This window comes from Alteromonas sp. G5_S2_22_S1, from assembly GCF_054968525.1.
The window spans coordinates 67,589-83,520 of the sequence record NZ_JBQKUJ010000020.1; the positions used below are offsets into that span (position 1 = coordinate 67,589).

Annotated in this window: 15 protein-coding genes; 2 read left to right on the forward strand and 13 right to left on the reverse strand. The window is 45.2% G+C overall.

All coding sequences use genetic code 11. From position 1 onward, the window contains the following. Positions 1-3: 3 nt before the first annotated feature. The 9 genes from ACTRWF_RS17365 to murJ all read right to left on the reverse strand — a co-directional run bounded on the left by ACTRWF_RS17365 (position 4) and on the right by murJ (position 10,101). Positions 4-567 carry a PilX N-terminal domain-containing pilus assembly protein gene (locus ACTRWF_RS17365; RefSeq protein ID WP_462835938.1) on the reverse strand — a complete coding sequence of 188 codons (564 nt, stop codon included), beginning with the start codon at positions 565-567 and terminating at the stop codon, positions 4-6. Then, complete coding sequence (locus ACTRWF_RS17370; protein ID WP_012518963.1) at positions 564-1,424, reverse strand: PilW family protein; 861 nt, start codon at positions 1,422-1,424, stop codon at positions 564-566. Before ACTRWF_RS17370 ends, ACTRWF_RS17365 begins: the two co-directional genes overlap by 4 nt. Continuing rightward, positions 1,421-2,071 carry a type IV pilus modification protein PilV gene (gene pilV, locus ACTRWF_RS17375; protein WP_278383057.1) on the reverse strand — a complete coding sequence of 217 codons (651 nt, stop codon included), beginning with the start codon at positions 2,069-2,071 and terminating at the stop codon, positions 1,421-1,423. The genes ACTRWF_RS17370 and pilV overlap by 4 nt, the downstream gene beginning before the upstream one ends. A 415-nt stretch (positions 2,072-2,486) precedes the next feature. Next, complete coding sequence (gene ispH, locus ACTRWF_RS17380) at positions 2,487-3,431, reverse strand: 4-hydroxy-3-methylbut-2-enyl diphosphate reductase (RefSeq protein ID WP_012518965.1); 945 nt, start codon at positions 3,429-3,431, stop codon at positions 2,487-2,489. A 2-nt stretch (positions 3,432-3,433) separates the two neighbouring features. Then, the gene (gene fkpB, locus ACTRWF_RS17385) at positions 3,434-3,901 is read right to left on the reverse strand and encodes an FKBP-type peptidyl-prolyl cis-trans isomerase (protein WP_012517497.1); all 468 of its coding nucleotides are present in this window, start codon (positions 3,899-3,901) and stop codon (positions 3,434-3,436) included. Between the two features lie 14 nt (positions 3,902-3,915). Further along, the gene (lspA, locus tag ACTRWF_RS17390; RefSeq protein WP_012517496.1) at positions 3,916-4,464 is read right to left on the reverse strand and encodes a signal peptidase II; all 549 of its coding nucleotides are present in this window, start codon (positions 4,462-4,464) and stop codon (positions 3,916-3,918) included. Next, entirely contained in the window at positions 4,457-7,276 is a 2,820-nt protein-coding gene (gene ileS, locus ACTRWF_RS17395; RefSeq protein ID WP_462835939.1) for an isoleucine--tRNA ligase, read from the reverse strand. The genes lspA and ileS overlap by 8 nt, the downstream gene beginning before the upstream one ends. 235 nt (positions 7,277-7,511) lie before the next feature. Further along, positions 7,512-8,432, reverse strand: a complete 921-nt coding sequence (ribF, locus tag ACTRWF_RS17400) for a bifunctional riboflavin kinase/FAD synthetase (protein WP_462835940.1) — start codon at positions 8,430-8,432, stop codon at positions 7,512-7,514. A gap of 109 nt (positions 8,433-8,541) precedes the next feature. Further along, the gene (murJ, locus tag ACTRWF_RS17405) at positions 8,542-10,101 is read right to left on the reverse strand and encodes a murein biosynthesis integral membrane protein MurJ (RefSeq protein ID WP_141154257.1); all 1,560 of its coding nucleotides are present in this window, start codon (positions 10,099-10,101) and stop codon (positions 8,542-8,544) included. A 472-nt stretch (positions 10,102-10,573) separates the two neighbouring features. On the opposite strand from murJ, the gene rpsT reads away from it, so the two are divergent. Next, positions 10,574-10,837, forward strand: a complete 264-nt coding sequence (gene rpsT / locus ACTRWF_RS17410; protein ID WP_012518968.1) for a 30S ribosomal protein S20 — start codon at positions 10,574-10,576, stop codon at positions 10,835-10,837. A gap of 183 nt (positions 10,838-11,020) precedes the next feature. Here the strand turns inward: rpsT and ACTRWF_RS17415 are convergent, their stop codons facing one another. From ACTRWF_RS17415 to ACTRWF_RS17430, 4 genes are all read right to left on the reverse strand, one after another. After that, entirely contained in the window at positions 11,021-11,773 is a 753-nt protein-coding gene (locus ACTRWF_RS17415) for an SDR family oxidoreductase (RefSeq protein WP_462835941.1), read from the reverse strand. Then, positions 11,773-12,915 carry a phosphotransferase gene (locus ACTRWF_RS17420; protein ID WP_462835942.1) on the reverse strand — a complete coding sequence of 381 codons (1,143 nt, stop codon included), beginning with the start codon at positions 12,913-12,915 and terminating at the stop codon, positions 11,773-11,775. The genes ACTRWF_RS17415 and ACTRWF_RS17420 overlap by 1 nt, the downstream gene beginning before the upstream one ends. A 181-nt stretch (positions 12,916-13,096) precedes the next feature. Next, entirely contained in the window at positions 13,097-13,927 is an 831-nt protein-coding gene (locus ACTRWF_RS17425; RefSeq protein WP_462835943.1) for an SDR family oxidoreductase, read from the reverse strand. A gap of 97 nt (positions 13,928-14,024) precedes the next feature. Continuing rightward, the gene (locus ACTRWF_RS17430) at positions 14,025-14,924 is read right to left on the reverse strand and encodes a bile acid:sodium symporter (RefSeq protein ID WP_462835944.1); all 900 of its coding nucleotides are present in this window, start codon (positions 14,922-14,924) and stop codon (positions 14,025-14,027) included. 104 nt (positions 14,925-15,028) lie between these two features. On the opposite strand from ACTRWF_RS17430, the gene ACTRWF_RS17435 reads away from it, so the two are divergent. Beyond that, on the forward strand, positions 15,029-15,932 hold a 904-nt coding region (locus ACTRWF_RS17435; RefSeq protein ID WP_020746256.1), incomplete at its 3' end, for a LysR family transcriptional regulator.

Below are 15,932 nucleotides of genomic sequence, written 5' to 3' on the forward strand. Positions count from 1 at the left end.
TACCTATTGTGAAGCCGGGCCAAACACTGTTGCAGCTAAACTATTAGCTACCACTGAGGATTTACCCGAAACTTTCCCACAGCCTCTTATAATAAATACGTGACAGTTAACGTTACTTCCCCCGATAACGTTACTAGACCCTCTGCACGCCTGCTCGCGTATAAATGCCGTGCGGGACCAGCTTTTAGATGACGCTTCGCTTTGATAAGTACCGTCAGTGATATGCCGGTCTCCAATTGAAAGCCCCCCTTCTGTCATATACCTATCGGTCCATTCTCCTTCGTCAAAACAGCTCATGGTATCTACAGTTGGGTCAAAAATATTACCTTGCCTTGCTTCAGATAGTGGGTCTGTCTTTGTTGCATCGGTTAAGAGGCTTTCATCTTCCGACTCAAAAAATACCCCCGCAATTGCCGCTTCAGCCGCATCGAACGCTAACCCGCTTTGCTGCATAGACACTGCCATTTTAGATTGTGACAAACTACTAGTAACCGCGCTTACACCTAAAACAGTAATAGAGAGTAATACAAGCAGTGCAAACACCATCACTAGCCCCTGCTGTTTCATTGTGAACTCCTGACAAAATTTTTCATATTTCGAAGTGCCAGCGTCTTTGAGAAAACCTGGTAGTAATGCGCCGTGTCCATGGTTTTAGACGCTTCGTTTAACAGTGCAAACTTTTGCGCGTTAGTTTGCCTAACTTCATTTTGATAACTTTTAATCATGAGGGCCCATCGCAGTGACACAACTTGTTGATTAAGTGCTCTTAAACCCGCTATCTCATCGGCGGTTACGTAAGAGATGGCTTGTCCTTGAGATGTGCTGATACTGTCGGAAATGCCAAATTGCACTTGAAAGCTTTCTACGTTATCGAGAAGGGTGACAGTAACTGGTGAAACCGACTGCGGCTTTAAGCCCCGCAAAACACGTCCATCGTATCCGGTACACTTAAGCGTACTGCCGCTCACAAAGTAGTGATTAACCACATGAAATTCGCTGCCTAAAGCGTAACCGTGTTGGTTTCCCGTGCAATCCTCTTGACCTAGCAGGCTCACTACAAGTTTATCGCTGCCGCCACTAGACGTTTGCACGCTGCCTAAGGTAGCGTTGTTAACAAAATCACCGGCTACAGCAATAGGATGATTTTCAACGTAGGCAGCTTCGGCCACTATATCAACTGAGGTGTCTACATTCGCGGTAATCTGGTCATAGCGGCCTACTTCGTAAAATTCAGCGGAAAGGCGTCCCATGATAAAGCGCCCCGACTCTTGTACTTGAGCGACAGCTTGGTTCAGTTTGTTAGTAACACTGCTACTAACAAGTACTTGAATAATTGCACCAGAAATAACTAAACCTAAGGTTAAGGTAATCATGAGCTCGACTAATGAAAAGCCCCGCTGACTCATGTGTTTCACACCTCTCATAGTGTTATGTCCTTAAACACACAAGCGTTACTATCGCCATCGTTGGGGTTACAACGTGAGTTGAGCGTATATATTTGATTTCCTGATGAGGCAACTGGCCAGGTTAGCAATATTTCTACCCTAGAACCTGCACTACAGCTATAAATGTCAGCGTTATTGGTGTCATCACAGGAGACCGACACCTTCGTTTGAGGGTTGGTTTGCACTGCCGAGCAAGATAGAGCCCAGCCATCGTAAGCGGCCATTTGGGTTTCGCTGCAGGTTTGCCCTTCGCAATTGGGAATATCAGCGGGTCTCGATAGACAGCAGCCGTGATAGGGGTGGGAAGCATTCGAACAGCTTAGACCTGAAAAGTTATAAGTCGTATTTGAAAAGTAGGCGTTATTCGCTACCATGCCATCGCCTACCGTAGCAGGCCGCGCTGCAGCTCTTAAACGTTCAGCAACCTGCGCAGCAACCATTTCAGCTTGCGTACGACTAATGGCATCCTTGTTAGCGAATGAACCAGTAAATTGTAATGCAGCAACGCCAAGCAAGCCTACCGCCAGGATAAATAGCGTGATTAAGATCTCTATCAGACCTACACCCGTTTGTGCGCGAATACCACTTCCTTTTGCTCGCTTCATTATCACCTTTTCAGCTTTCATTACCTTTGCCATATACCTAGTGTTTCGCTTGGTGTTATCACCAATTTAGTATAGTAAGACAAAAGCGTACTATGCTGGGTATCGTTGGTTATCAAAACGTATAATTTTAACAATCCTTTCTCATCGATTGGATTAGCGTGCCATTACCTAGCTTCTATGTCGTTTCACATCTGCATTACACGTTTAATGCCCTTCAATGCGGAAGATCACGGTACTTAAACAGAGGGATTCATAGTTTACTATGACCAGGCTCATCACGGAAAACGCCGTCTACGTTACGTTTTAGTCACTTATGATAATACCTAAGGTATTATTATCTATCCGCAAGTGATTGAAATACCAGTAGACAAAAGCATAAAAAAACACCGCAACGAAGTGCGGTGTTTTTTTAAGTTCAAATAGGCTTTATGGGGTATCAGACTACTTGTTTAACCCTTAATTCTTTCGGTACAGCAAACTCTACGTTTTCTTCACGCCCTGAACGCTCAGAAGCTGAAACAGCCCCCCACGCTTTAAGCTTGTTTACCACACCCTGCACCAATACTTCGGGGGCAGATGCGCCAGCGGTAACGCCAATATGTTCAATACCTTCTAGCCACTCTTGCTGTATACAGTTGGCATCAGCGATTAAGTAAGCCTTCGCACCAATTTTTTCCGCTAACTCACGAAGGCGGTTGGAATTAGAGCTGTTCTGTGCGCCAACCACTAACAGTACCTGACAGTCTTGCGCTAAATCGCGCACCGCGTCTTGGCGATTCTGCGTGGCATAGCAAATATCATCTTTTCTCGGGCCATTGATTTTTGGAAACTTAGCGCGAAGGGCGTCGATAACATCGGCAGTATCATCAACAGATAACGTAGTTTGGCTGCAATAATAAAGGTTCGTTGGGTCTTTAACTTCCAATGTTGCCACATCAGCCTCAGACTCTACTAAATAAATACCGCCTTCGTCATTACTGTATTGGCCCATAGTCCCCTCTACTTCGGGGTGACCGGCGTGACCAATTAAGATACATTCAGTACCTGTTTTACTAGCGCGGGTTACTTCCATATGCACTTTTGTGACTAATGGACAGGTTGCGTCAAACACCTTAAGGCCGCGATTTTCCGCTTCCTTTCTAACCGCTTGCGACACGCCGTGGGCAGAGAAAATCACAATGCTATCGTCTGGCACTTCGTGAAGCTCATCCACAAACAGCGCGCCGCGCTCACGTAATCCGTCTACTACGAATTTATTGTGCACAACTTCGTGGCGCACATAGATAGGCGGCTCAAACATTTCAAGCGCCCGTTCTACAATAGTGATAGCTCTGTCTACGCCCGCACAGAAACCACGAGGGTTAGCTAAATGTATCTGCATAACTAGTTTCCACCTTGAGCTGAAGCGCCAGGTTTAACATCAATAATTTCAACATCAAAAATAACGGTTTGGCCCGCTAACGGGTGGTTAAAATCAACCGTTACAGAGTCGCCCGCTGCACTTCGAATGATACCTGGAATTTCGGTGCCATCAGGCTGAGAGAAAGCTAAAATCATACCTTCCTCAACGTTTAAATCAGCGCCAAAACGACTTCTATCCATGTAGTGAATATTGTTAGGATCGGGTTGACCAAACGCGTCTTGAGGGCCTAACGTGAAAGCCTTTTTGTCGCCTTTCGCAAGACCAAGTAGACACGCCTCAAAATTTGGCGTTAGGCTACCGTCACCCATCACCATTTTGGCGGGTTTATTGTTTACGCGCGTACTATCAGCGGCAGAACCATCTTCTAGCTTTAAATCAAAGTGAAGAATGACTTCGCTGTCAGCGCCAATTACTAATGAGTCTGTCATAACCTATCCAAATACTACTTAATGGTTTCGCTACTATTTGCAGAGCCTGCTTTTGACTCCGCACCGTTTTCTTCACTTTTCTTGTCGCCATTTTTAAACATGTCGATAATAAGTAAAGCCGCGCCTATAAATATTGCGCTGTCGGCAATGTTAAATGCTGGCCAGTGGTAATTATTTACGTAGAAATCTAAAAAGTCGATGACATAGCCATGAACTAAACGGTCGTAAACGTTACCTAGTGCTCCACCTAAAATAAAGGCAAAGGCAACCGGCAGCATTTTTTGCGAGCGAGGTGACTGCTTAAGCCACCACAAAATCACTACACTTACCACAACAGCAATGGCAGTGAAGAACCAACGCTGCCAGCCACCCGCATTTTCTAGAAAGCTAAATGCGGCACCGTAGTTATGAACATACGTGAAGTTAAAAAACGGTAACACTTGAATCGACTGATAAAGCGACATAGTGTCGATGACCGTATATTTGCTCCATTGGTCTAGGATAAACGCTAACGCGCTTATCCATAGAAATCGCAATCCAGTTTCGCGAAAAAGCTTAAGCATAATGACGCGTTTCCCCGTCACCATCAATGTTCGTCACACAGCGGCCACACAGTTCTTCGTGTCCTTCGTGTGAACCAACATCTTCGCGATGATGCCAGCAACGTACGCATTTTTCGCCGTTTGCCTTATTTACAGTTAACCACAAACCGTCGACGCTTGTCGCTTTAGCACCAATTGGCGCGCTATCTACTTTAGTCAGCGTTACGCCTGATGTAATAAGCACAAAGCGAAGCTCGTCTTCTAGTTTGTTCAATACGTCGTGTAGCGACTCTGTTGCATAGAGCTCAATACTCGCTTCCAGAGAGCCACCTAGCTCACCATCTTTACGTGCCTGTTCCATCGCCTGGTTTGCCGCGTCTTTTACGCTTAGTACTTGATGCCAAAGGTTATCGTTAAATGTCTCACTTTGGGTGAAACCGTTAAAACCTTCATACCAGGTTTCAGTAAACACAAACTCGCTGCGCTCACCCGGTAACGTTTCCCAGATTTCCTGTGCAGTGAAGCTCATTACCGGCGCCATCCAGCGAACAAGCGCTTCAACAATATGGTACATCGCCGTTTGACAAGAGCGCCGTGCAAGACCATCAGCTTTAGCGGTGTATTGACGATCTTTAATAACGTCTAAATAGAATGAGCCCAGCTCAATTGAGCAGAAGTGCATAAGCTTTTGCGACACAACGAGCAAATCGTACTTTTCGTATGCTTCAATCAGCTCTTCTTGTAGCGCCTTGGCACGGGCAACAATCCAGCGATCCAGTGCTACCATCTCGTTTTCTGCTACCGCATCTTCAACGTTGAAGCCATTGAGGTTTGCAAGAAGGAATCGTGACGTGTTGCGTACACGGCGATACGCATCTGCGGCCCGCTTTAGAATTTCATCCGATACCGCTATTTCACCGCGGTAATCAGTCGACGCAACCCATAAACGAAGAATATCAGCACCTAGTTTGTTGGTAACTTCCTGAGGGGCTACAACGTTACCTACCGATTTCGACATTTTTCTGCCGTGCGCATCTACCGTAAAGCCGTGGGTTAACACTTCTTTATATGGCGCGTGACCGTGCATGGCGGTTGACGACATCAATGATGACATGAACCAGCCACGGTGTTGGTCTGAACCTTCAAGGTATAAGTCAGCAGAAGCCGGAATGTCATCGCGGCGGTCTACGACAAAGTAGTGTGTTACGCCTGAGTCAAACCACACATCTAAGGTGTCGGTAACTTTGTCGTAGTTATCTAAATCACTGCCTAGTAGCTCGGCGTCATCTAAATCCCACCACGCTTGAATACCTTTAGATTCTACTTCAAGCGCCACTTTTTCCATTAACGCTGAAGACTCTGGGTGAATTTCGCCGGTAAGTTTATGAACGTACAAAGGAATGGGGACACCCCACGTACGTTGGCGTGAAATACACCAATCAGGACGACCTTCGACCATTTTTTCAATGCGATTTTGGCCCCAGTCTGGGATCCATTTCGTTTGTTTGATTTGTTCAAGAGATTCAGCGCGTAGCCCTTTCTTGTCCATGCTGATAAACCACTGAGGGGTAGCGCGGAAAATAATAGGTGTTTTGTGACGCCAGCAGTGTGGGTAGCTGTGCTCGTATTTTACGTTTAATACAAGGTTACCCTTTTCTTTCACCGTCTCAATAATTTCATCGTTAGCTTTAAATACAAACTTGCCTGCGAATAACGGGGTGTTTTCAAGGTACACACCATTGTTACCTACCGGATTATAAACTTCGATATCGTATTGCTTGCCAACGTTGAAGTCGTCAACACCGTGGGCAGGTGCGGTGTGTACACAGCCAGTACCTGATTCAGTGGTGACGTGGTCGCCTAGAATCAGTGGTACTTCAAGGTCTAAGAACGGGTGATTAACTTTAAGCTTATCAAGTGCTTCACCGGTACAGGTTGCCACTTCACGGAAATCTTCTACGCCGTAACGGTTCATACAGCTTTCAAGCAGGTCTTGCGCTACTACCAACCATTCGTTTGATGGCTGCACTTCAACAATTGCGTAGGTAAGTTCAGGGTGTAAGCTAATTGCACGGTTTGCAGGTAGCGTCCACGGCGTGGTAGTCCAAATAACAACGCCAGCTTTGTGAGCGGTTAAATCAGCTTCAGACACGCCAAACGCTTCTGCAATAGCCGTCACATCAGCCACTGGGAACTTTACATCGATAGCTGGCGACACTTTATCTTTGTACTCGACTTCGGCTTCTGCAAGTGCAGAGCCGCAATCAGTACACCAATGTACTGGCTTAAAGCCTTTCTCTAAGTGACCAGAGTCAACAATTTTGCCTAGCGCTCGAATAATATCGGCTTCAGACTTGAAGTCCATGGTTTTGTAAGGGTTATCCCACTCACCAAATACGCCTAAGCGTTTGAAGTCAGCCATTTGACCGTCAATTTGCTTTTGCGCATATTCGCGACATTTTTGGCGGAATTGTGCAGCGGAAACTTTTTTGCCCGGCTTACCCACTTTCTTTTCTACCATTAACTCAATAGGCAGACCGTGACAGTCCCATCCTGGAACATAAGGAGAGTCGAAGTCAGAAAGGTTTTTAGACTTTACAATAATGTCTTTAAGAATTTTATTAACCGCGTGACCAATGTGAATATCGCCATTTGCATAAGGAGGGCCGTCGTGAAGAATAAACGGCTTTTTGCCTTTCTTCGCTTCACGAATCTTGCTGTATACCCCTTTTTCCTGCCAGTCTTTAAGCATTTTCGGCTCGCGCTGAGCAAGGTTACCGCGCATCGGAAACGCAGTTTCTGGAAGGTTCAATGTGGCTTTGTAATCACTCATAAAATTGTATTATCCGGTTACCTTAGTTTTCACCCAATGCGGTAGCGCATTGTAAAGGCGATATTCATTTTGCGATGTTTATTTGCAATATTGCGTTGTTCTGGCAGAGGCAAGAGCAACTTAACGTGTTTTAGCACAGTGATGATGTTGAGCGGCTACTTCAATAAGAGACGAAGCTCTGTTTGAAAATGAACCCAATACGCGCCATTACGGTCTGCGACTTTATCACGTTTAACTATGCTAATAACAGACGGGCTTTCGCCGCATCTGCTTGAATTTGGTCTTTTAATGCCTCAAACGAAGCAAATTTAATTTCATCTCTAATTTTTGCCATCGGAAAGACAGTAATTGGTTTTCCATATAAGTCAGATGACAAATCGAAAATATGTACTTCCAGCTGATTTCTGACACCGTTTAGCGTCGGGCGAGTGCCAATGTTGGCAACCCCATTAAAGTGTTTTCCATCCACATCAACGCGCACCGCGAATACTCCGTGAATTGGCGTTTTTTGACGCTTTAACATTACATTAGCCGTTGGAAACCCAATAGTACGACCCTTTTTCTCGCCGTGAACTACCCTGCCATGAATAGCAAAGGGGCGGCCTAACATTTCTTTTGCCAGCCCAAAGTCGCCGTCAGCGAGCGCCTCGCGCACCGCTGTCGAGCTTATACGGTGAGCATGCATGGTAAAGCTATGGGTACTCACAACGTCGAAACCGTATTGTTCGCCAGCAGCTTGAAGCATTTTAAAGTCGCCTTTACGACCATGCCCAAAGCGGAAATCGTCACCTACAACTAAAAATTTTACGCCCAGTTTGTCCACCAGCAAATCGTGAACAAAGGTGTCCGCACTTTGTTGAGCAAACTGAGCGTTAAATCGAACCGCCAGTAGCCTATCCACGCCCTGTTGTCGCAATAATTCATATTTTTCACGAAGTGGACTGATGCGCGCGGGCGCTTTATCAGGCATGAACACTTCTTCAGGCTGTGGTTCAAACACCATAACGGTGGCAGGAAGCGAAAGCGACTTTGCCTTTTCAAGCACATTGGCCAGTACAGCTTGATGACCACGGTGTACGCCGTCGAACTTGCCAATAGTGAGCACGCACCCTTTGTGATGCGGTTTTACATTGTTTAGCCCGCGGATAAATTCCACTGTTAGCCACTACCTTTTTAACTGCTAGAAAATCAAAGCTCGCGATTATAGCCGACCCCGAGCACAATACCAAGCACGCGCGCGCTATTCGCGCGGCCAGCTTGAAGGACTATTCCCCGCCACTCCTAAAGTGCCGCGGGCGCATCCCCAGCCCCACCATCGTTATCATAAACAACAACACCGAGAGTCCAATGGTTATCCCTACCTCTACCATTTGTGCAGAAAGGGATAAATCAAAGAAGGCTAAGCCTTGGTCTCTGTAATAAATAAGCGCCCCCATCGCGGTGCTCGCAACAATAACCCGGGCTATAAATAACACCGACGTGCGACTTAGCGCAAACACCCCTTGGCGATGTAACGTAATGTAAAGCAGTACAGCATTGAGTGTAGCCGACATACTGGTAGCGATAGCCAAGCCTACGTATCCAAAAGGTATGGCCAAAACAACATTGAACACCATATTCGCTACCATGCACCAAATGCCAAATTTTACCGGTGTTTTGGTGTCTTGACGGGAGTAAAAACCAGGCGCTAAGACTTTTACCAACATGAAGCTAAGTAAACCAAATGAGTAAGCCGTTAGCGAGTAGGACGCCATGATGGCAGTCTCTGCAGTGAATGCACCACGCTGAAAAATAACCGTTAAAATAGGGCGTGCCATTACGCCTAAGCCTACAGCTGCCGGTATGCCTAATAGGCACACCATACGAAATGCCCAATCAATATTGGCTGCGAAAGCTTTGGGGTTTTTGCTTACATGGTTTCGCGACAACGTTGGTAGGATTACCGTTGCAATGGCAATACCAAACAAGCCTAATGGAAACTCTAGTAGCCGGTCTGAATAGTACAACCAGCTTATGGACCCCGTAACAAGAAAGCTGGCAATAAAGGTATCAAATAACAAATTGATTTGACCAACCGACACGCCAAATAGCGCTGGGATCATTAACGTGCGTACCTTTACAACATTTTCATCATGCCAGCCCCATTTGGGCTTTACCAAAAGCCCCGCTTTAAATAAAAACGGAAGTTGAAAAAGGAACTGCACGATACCACCGATAAATACCCCCCACGCTAAGGCGTAAGCAGGCTGTTCTAAAGTAGGCGCTAACAGTATTGCGCAGGTGATAATACATACGTTAAGGAGAACTGGCGTAAAGGCGGCAACGGCAAATTTATTCAGTGTATTTAAAATTGCCCCGGCCAGCCCGGTTAGTGAGATAAACGCTAAATAAGGAAAGGTAATTTTCAGCATGGTCGAGGCCAAGACAAACTTATCCCCTCCCGCGTCACCCTCAAGCCACGCCACAAACCACCCTGTGCCGAACAGGGCCGCAAGGACGGGCGAGGCAATAACACCTATAATAGACACCACGAATACAATAGCGCCCAAAGTGCCACTTATTTTAGCCACGAATTCGCGAAGCTGTTTTTTGTCGTCGTTTTCGTGAACCTCGGTTAATACCGGAATAAACGCTTGTGCAAATGCGCCTTCAGCGAAAAGACGACGAAGAAAATTGGGGATTTTATTGGCAAAGAAAAATACGTCTGCTGCTGCCCCATCGCCCATTAAGCGAGCAACGACAACGTCGCGCACTAAACCTAACACGCGAGAGACCAAGGTCATAACGCTAACTATAAGACCTGATTTAATTAACTTCCGTGACACGCCACATTTCCACTAGATAGATAAAAGACAAGGCATTTTTTTGCAAAAGCCATCGCTGTAAAAGTATTGCCCTGCTACCCCGCCCCTACGACGCTGCTACCGAGCAGACCAAAGGGAGCGAGGTCTAACGCCTCTATTAAGCGAGCCATAATAGCGAAAGGCCATGAGTGGTGAAACGATTTATTCAAAATAGTTGTGCATCTTTGTGAAGTTTCTTGCTATAATCCGCGCCCGATATGGGGTGCTGTATAACTGCATATCTAACGTTTTTAATGTTTGCAAAGGATATCTATTAAGATATACCTGTTAAATGTCGCAAAGAATGTGCAACGTGTTGAGCATACTTTGTGTTCAATAGCTTGCGCGTTTTAACGCGAAACGATTTAAGTTTTAAACCGTTTGACATTTGGGCGTTTGATAGGCACAATCCGCACCCTCGTTTTTGACATGAATTTATTTTGGGAGTTACACCTTGGCTAACATTAAGTCTGCTAAGAAGCGTGCAATCCAAGCCGAAAAGCGTCGCCAGCATAACGCTAGCCGTCGTTCGATGACTCGTACAAGCATCAAGAAAGTAATCGCTGCAATTGCTAGCGGTGACAAAGAAGCTGCACAAGCTGCACTTTCTGCTGCTACTCCAGTACTTGACAGAATGGCTACTAAAGGCTTGATTCACAAGAACAAAGCTGCTCGTCATAAGAGCCGTCTAGCTGCACAAATCAAAGCACTAGGCTAATCTTAAAGATTAGTAGTTAAAAAAGCGCCCTACGGCGCTTTTTTTGTACCTGTAATCAAATAAAGGTTTATTTATTGTTTTAGAATAAACTTTAGACTTACAAGTATAAAGCCCGCCATTAGGCGAGCTCTACCACAAGGTAAAAGGTCTTTCCGCTGTGTTCGCACTTTAAGCTATACGCTATCAGCTCATCTTCCTTATTGAGCTTGCCGGAGCGATACGCATGATCCAGTGAAGAATTGCCCAAGGCCAGCTTGGCACAAAAGCGTTCGCCTTCTCTTTATTAATTGCATTGACCATAGCGCGACAGCCCACATCGGTATCAACAATAAACGGCACCTTTTCAACTTTTTCATTTATTTCGCTGCGAATAAAGCCAGGATGAATGCAGGTGACGTTAATCGGCGTATTCATTACATCCATTCGAATACCTTCAGTCATAGACGTTAGTCCTGCCTTTGTAGCTGCGTAAACGGTCATAGCACGTCTAAACCCGCGCACAGCGCTTATAGATGAAATCGTTACTAGATGACCACTATTTTGTGCTCTAAAGATGGCCATAGCCGCCTCGCATTGCGCGAGCGCCGACACAAAGTTAGTTACCGCGGTTTGCTTATTGGCGTTAAAATACCCTGTACCAATTGAGGCTCCCTTCCCCATCCCTGCATTCACGATGACTCTATCGAGTGTTCCCATGTCTGCTTTGAACCCGTCAAATATCTCAAAAACTGCATCGTGATCGTTAACATCTAAAGAGCGAATATAAACGTCTATATTTGGGTTTATAATAAGTAGCTCTTCTTTGAGTTTTTCTAAATTTTCAAAGCGTCTAGCACATAGCGCCAAGTTACAGCCTTGTTTGGCAAACTCTATAGCCATGCCTTTTCCCAAGCCAGAGCTTGCGCCTGTGATCAGAATATTTTGTCTTGTTGTCATTATGGTTTTCCTGATGCTTTAATGGCCTTATTACAACGCCACATTAAGTAATGAATGAAGATCCAAAAATTTTTAAAGGCTGGATTATTTGTTTGCTTGTGGTGATAGCGATAGTAAATTTGCTGGGCAATGCCGGCTAGGCGGAAAAGCCCGTAAACCTCATAAAAGGTAAAATCATCTACATCTATCTCCATTTCTTTACAATAATACGCCACCACTTGCTTACGACTTAGCATGCCGGGTAAATGCGTGGGCTGCCTACGAGTAGACTGGGCTAAAAAGTCGTCGTCGGCTTGTACCCAATAGGCCAAGGTGTTACCCAAGTCCATAAGTGGGTCGCCCAAGGTTGCTAGTTCCCAATCCAACACGCCCATAATTTGTGTGTAGTCTTCTGGCTTTAACACCACATTATCGAACCGGAAATCGTTGTGAGTAATACAAATACGCTCATTAGCGGGCATGTTATTTTCTAACCAGCGCATAACTTTTTTACCCGACGGTACGTTCCACGTTTTCGCTTTGCTATAGCGTGCGCTCCAGCCGCTGATTTGACGCTCTATGTACCCAGCGCCTTTTCCTAAGTGTTCAAGCCCCGCTTTTTGGTAATCGACTTTATGCAGCTCAATTAAACTATCAAGTACATTAGTGCAAAGCTGCTTTGTTTGCAGCTCTGTTGTCTCTAAACCTCTGGGTAAGTTCTTTCTGGGAATCACGCCAGTAAACTTTTCCATTACGTAGAACTCAGTGCCTAATATGCTTTCATCTTCACAAAGCCCAAGCATCTCTGGCACATAACGGTAGACGGGTTTTAGCGCATGCTGCAACCGGTATTCCCGGCCCATATCGTGAGCCCCTTTCGCCTTTGTACCCGCCGGAGCCCTGCGCAAGATTAGCGAGAATTGTTGGTAATTGTCTTGGCTACTCTCTTGGTTGTCACCTTGGTAGTCTAAGCAGTATGTCCAATTGGAAGCGCCACCGGAATACTGGGTTACTTTAGGCAGAGTATTGCTACTTCGAATAGCGACAGACAACGATGGATCGGTTGCGCTAATATTATCTTTAAGCCAGCTGTGTACGGCACTGACGTCTAGTTCTTCGCCCTTGCGCACGCTGTCTGCTTTATCTACGACGTGTTGTTGCATATGTCATTCTTCTTTTAATTATATTTTAAAACACTTATTCCCAACGAAGCTATTTAAGCGCCTATTTAAAAGCCTTATAAGAACCGGCTTCTGCTTTTACCCTGTTTTTGCGCAAGTTCAAATGAGCATGCCCAAAGAGTTCGGCGATAGTGTGTAGGGCAAAAAGATGTTAATTTAAAAATTAGTTCTGCTTTTCCATTGACCGTTTCATCGTCTTGGTTTGATAGAGCATATTGCTTATATAACGCTGGGTTGGTAGCAGCTTTTTCAGCAGGAAAGCGCGTTTACCTAATTTGTGAGTAAGAATTAGGAACTGCTTTTTACTAACTTGTTGGTAAATGGACTCGGCTACGTCTTCCTTCGTCATATCAGCCTTGGCAAAAAACTTATTGATCATCTTGTGCGAGGCCGGATTATTGCTTCGCATCGACTCATCGAGATTCGTTTTAAAGAAGCTGGGACAAACCACACTAACATTAATATTGTCGGGGGCTAGCTCCAACTTCATGGTTTCTGAAAACGATACCACAGCGGCTTTCACCGCGTTGTAACTTCCCATGTAAGGAATAGGCGTTAACCCCGCTTGCGATGCGATATTAATAAAGTAGCCACCGCCTTGTTTGCGCATTATCGGTAAGAGTGCACGACTTACTCTTACCATACCGAGTACGTTAATATCGAAAACCCATTGCCACTGGTCTATGGTTTCATCTAAGAGGCTACCGCCAGTAGCAACGCCGGCATTATTAAACACAGTGTCAATACCGCCCCAGCGCGCTTCAATAGTTTGAGCCAGCGTCTCAACATCACTATCAGAGGTGATATCACAATGCACATAAAAGGCTTTGGCACCTTGTGTAGTAAGCGTATTTACTGTTTCATCGCCCCTTTCTTGATTGATGTCAGCAATGCAAATTTCTATACCCCCTTCTTTGCCTTTCCACTTTTCCGCCCACTTAAAGGCAATGGCTTGGCCTAAGCCGGTGGCGCCACCGGTAATCAATACGCGCATGGTATGTTTCCTACTTGTTCTGGTTTCATTATTCTTATTCAGTTGTTCTGTTTGCACTGTACTTGGCGCATGTAAACAGAGCGCCTTATCAGTCCAATCATACCGACTCTGTCTTGTGTAAAGATCCTAATTCTTGACCGTTTCGCATTGTTCGCTTTGCCCACACGGCTAATAAGGCGGGGCCAATATACATAGCGATACCATAAACGCCTGGCGCAATTGCATAGTCAGGCGCATCTAAAAAGGTTATGCATATCAGCATAGCAAGGGCAGCATTTTGAACTCCTATCTCAATTGCCAGGGTAAGTGAGTCTTTGAACACCAGTTTTGATGACTTGGCTAATAAAAGCCCTAGCAGCACCGAAGAAAGATTAAGCGTTACGCAAACCAAAAACGCGCTTTCAAGCGACGACGCTAAGCTATGTCTTTCAGAAACCAATACGCCAACGATCATGAGCAACATAAAGTACATGGAAAACTGTCGAAAGAAGTTCTCAGTCTTCATTGCAAACGGCGTATTAAAGCGACGAATTGTCATTCCAATGATAACCGGTAAGATTGAAACGCCAACCAGGCCAGTTACGGTTTGAAATATAGAAAACTCGGGGGCATTTTCTTTTACAAAGTAATCGATAGCAAATTGAATAATAAACGGCGTAGTGAACACGCAGGCAATGGTTGAAATTGCGGTTAAGCTAACTGAAAGGGCTAGATTGGCTTTTGCAATGTGGCTAATTAAATTGCTGGTAGTACCGCCTGGACATGCTGCTAATACCATAACACCCACAGCAATATAGTCGGGCACTCCAAACGCAATACATAAACCTAAAGCTAGCAAAGGCAACAAGATAATTTGACCTATAAAGCCGGTTACGACCGCCTTAGGCGCTTTAATCAATCGGGCAAAGTCAGCAAGGGTTAGGGTTAGCCCCATGCCAAACATCACAAATGCCAACGCTAGAGGTAACAACACCTCGGTAAGTACAGATGCCTGCATGCACACGCCCCTTACAAAAGAAACCTTTTATTAACATTTAACACAGTGTACTCTGTTCAACAATAAATAGAAATGATGCCTTATTATGGAAACCCATAAATAATATGCATGGAAAATTAGATTTTAATTTGTTTGTGGTGCTACGTGCAGTCTATGAGCACGGCAGTATTACGAAAGCCGCTAATGCACTACATATTACTCAGCCTGCAGTAAGTCACGCATTAGGGCGGTTACGAGATAAATTTGATGATCCTCTGTTTATTCGTCACGGGCGACAAGTAATCCCTACCCCGTTCTGCCAAGGCATCATTACATCGGTCGTGACATCAATTGAAACCCTTGAAAATACCTTAAAAGGCAAGGTGGAGTTCGATATAGGTGATAAACCACGCACGGTTAATCTTGGACTGCGCGATATTCTAGAATCTATATTTTTTCCGACGATAATTCCTGAACTTGTTCAAAACACGCCTAATATCACGGTAAATAGCAGGCAGGTAACCTGGCCCGAACTTGCCCCGGCACTTACTAACAAAGAGATTGATATCGTCATTGATGCCCTCGTTCCTACCAGCAGTGAGATACGTTCTCAGTTTATCTGCGAGGAAACCTTTGTTGTGGTGTGTGCACCAACTAATAGCTACCTAGACAACCCCAGTATTGAGCACTACTCAGCAGCACAGCATGCGCTTGTGTCTTTAAAAGATTCAAAGCTGGACACTGTTGATCTCGCCCTTGCCCAACACAATTTGCATCGAAAAATATCCCTTCAATGTGAGCACTACTTTGCCGCTGTTAATGTAGTGAGTCAGTGCGGCCTTTTGCTGACAATGCCAACACGATTTGCTCAACAATTCAGTAATAAATTCGATATTGAAATCTTGCCCCTTCCGTTTGAGGTACCGCCACTCCCCGTACACATGTACTGGCATAAAAATGCCGATGAGGATTTAGTAAATATATGGATGCGGGAGAAGCTTTTAGAAGTGGCGAATAAGTTGGGGCTAT

Excerpts from the sequence above, each read along its gene's own strand:
- ACTRWF_RS17365 (WP_462835938.1), bottom strand. The coding sequence starts at position 567 with ATGAAACAGCAGGGGCTAGTGATGGTGTTTGCACTGCTTGTATTACTC.
- ACTRWF_RS17370 (WP_012518963.1), bottom strand. The coding sequence starts at position 1,424 with ATGAGAGGTGTGAAACACATGAGTCAGCGGGGCTTTTCATTAGTCGAG.
- pilV (WP_278383057.1), bottom strand. The coding sequence starts at position 2,071 with ATGAAAGCTGAAAAGGTGATAATGAAGCGAGCAAAAGGAAGTGGTATT.
- ispH (WP_012518965.1), bottom strand. The coding sequence starts at position 3,431 with ATGCAGATACATTTAGCTAACCCTCGTGGTTTCTGTGCGGGCGTAGAC.
- fkpB (WP_012517497.1), bottom strand. The coding sequence starts at position 3,901 with ATGACAGACTCATTAGTAATTGGCGCTGACAGCGAAGTCATTCTTCAC.
- lspA (WP_012517496.1), bottom strand. The coding sequence starts at position 4,464 with ATGCTTAAGCTTTTTCGCGAAACTGGATTGCGATTTCTATGGATAAGC.
- ileS (WP_462835939.1), bottom strand. The coding sequence starts at position 7,276 with ATGAGTGATTACAAAGCCACATTGAACCTTCCAGAAACTGCGTTTCCG.
- ACTRWF_RS17415 (WP_462835941.1), bottom strand. The coding sequence starts at position 11,773 with ATGACAACAAGACAAAATATTCTGATCACAGGCGCAAGCTCTGGCTTG.
- ACTRWF_RS17420 (WP_462835942.1), bottom strand. The coding sequence starts at position 12,915 with ATGCAACAACACGTCGTAGATAAAGCAGACAGCGTGCGCAAGGGCGAA.
- ACTRWF_RS17425 (WP_462835943.1), bottom strand. The coding sequence starts at position 13,927 with ATGCGCGTATTGATTACCGGTGGCGCCACCGGCTTAGGCCAAGCCATT.
- ACTRWF_RS17430 (WP_462835944.1), bottom strand. The coding sequence starts at position 14,924 with ATGCAGGCATCTGTACTTACCGAGGTGTTGTTACCTCTAGCGTTGGCA.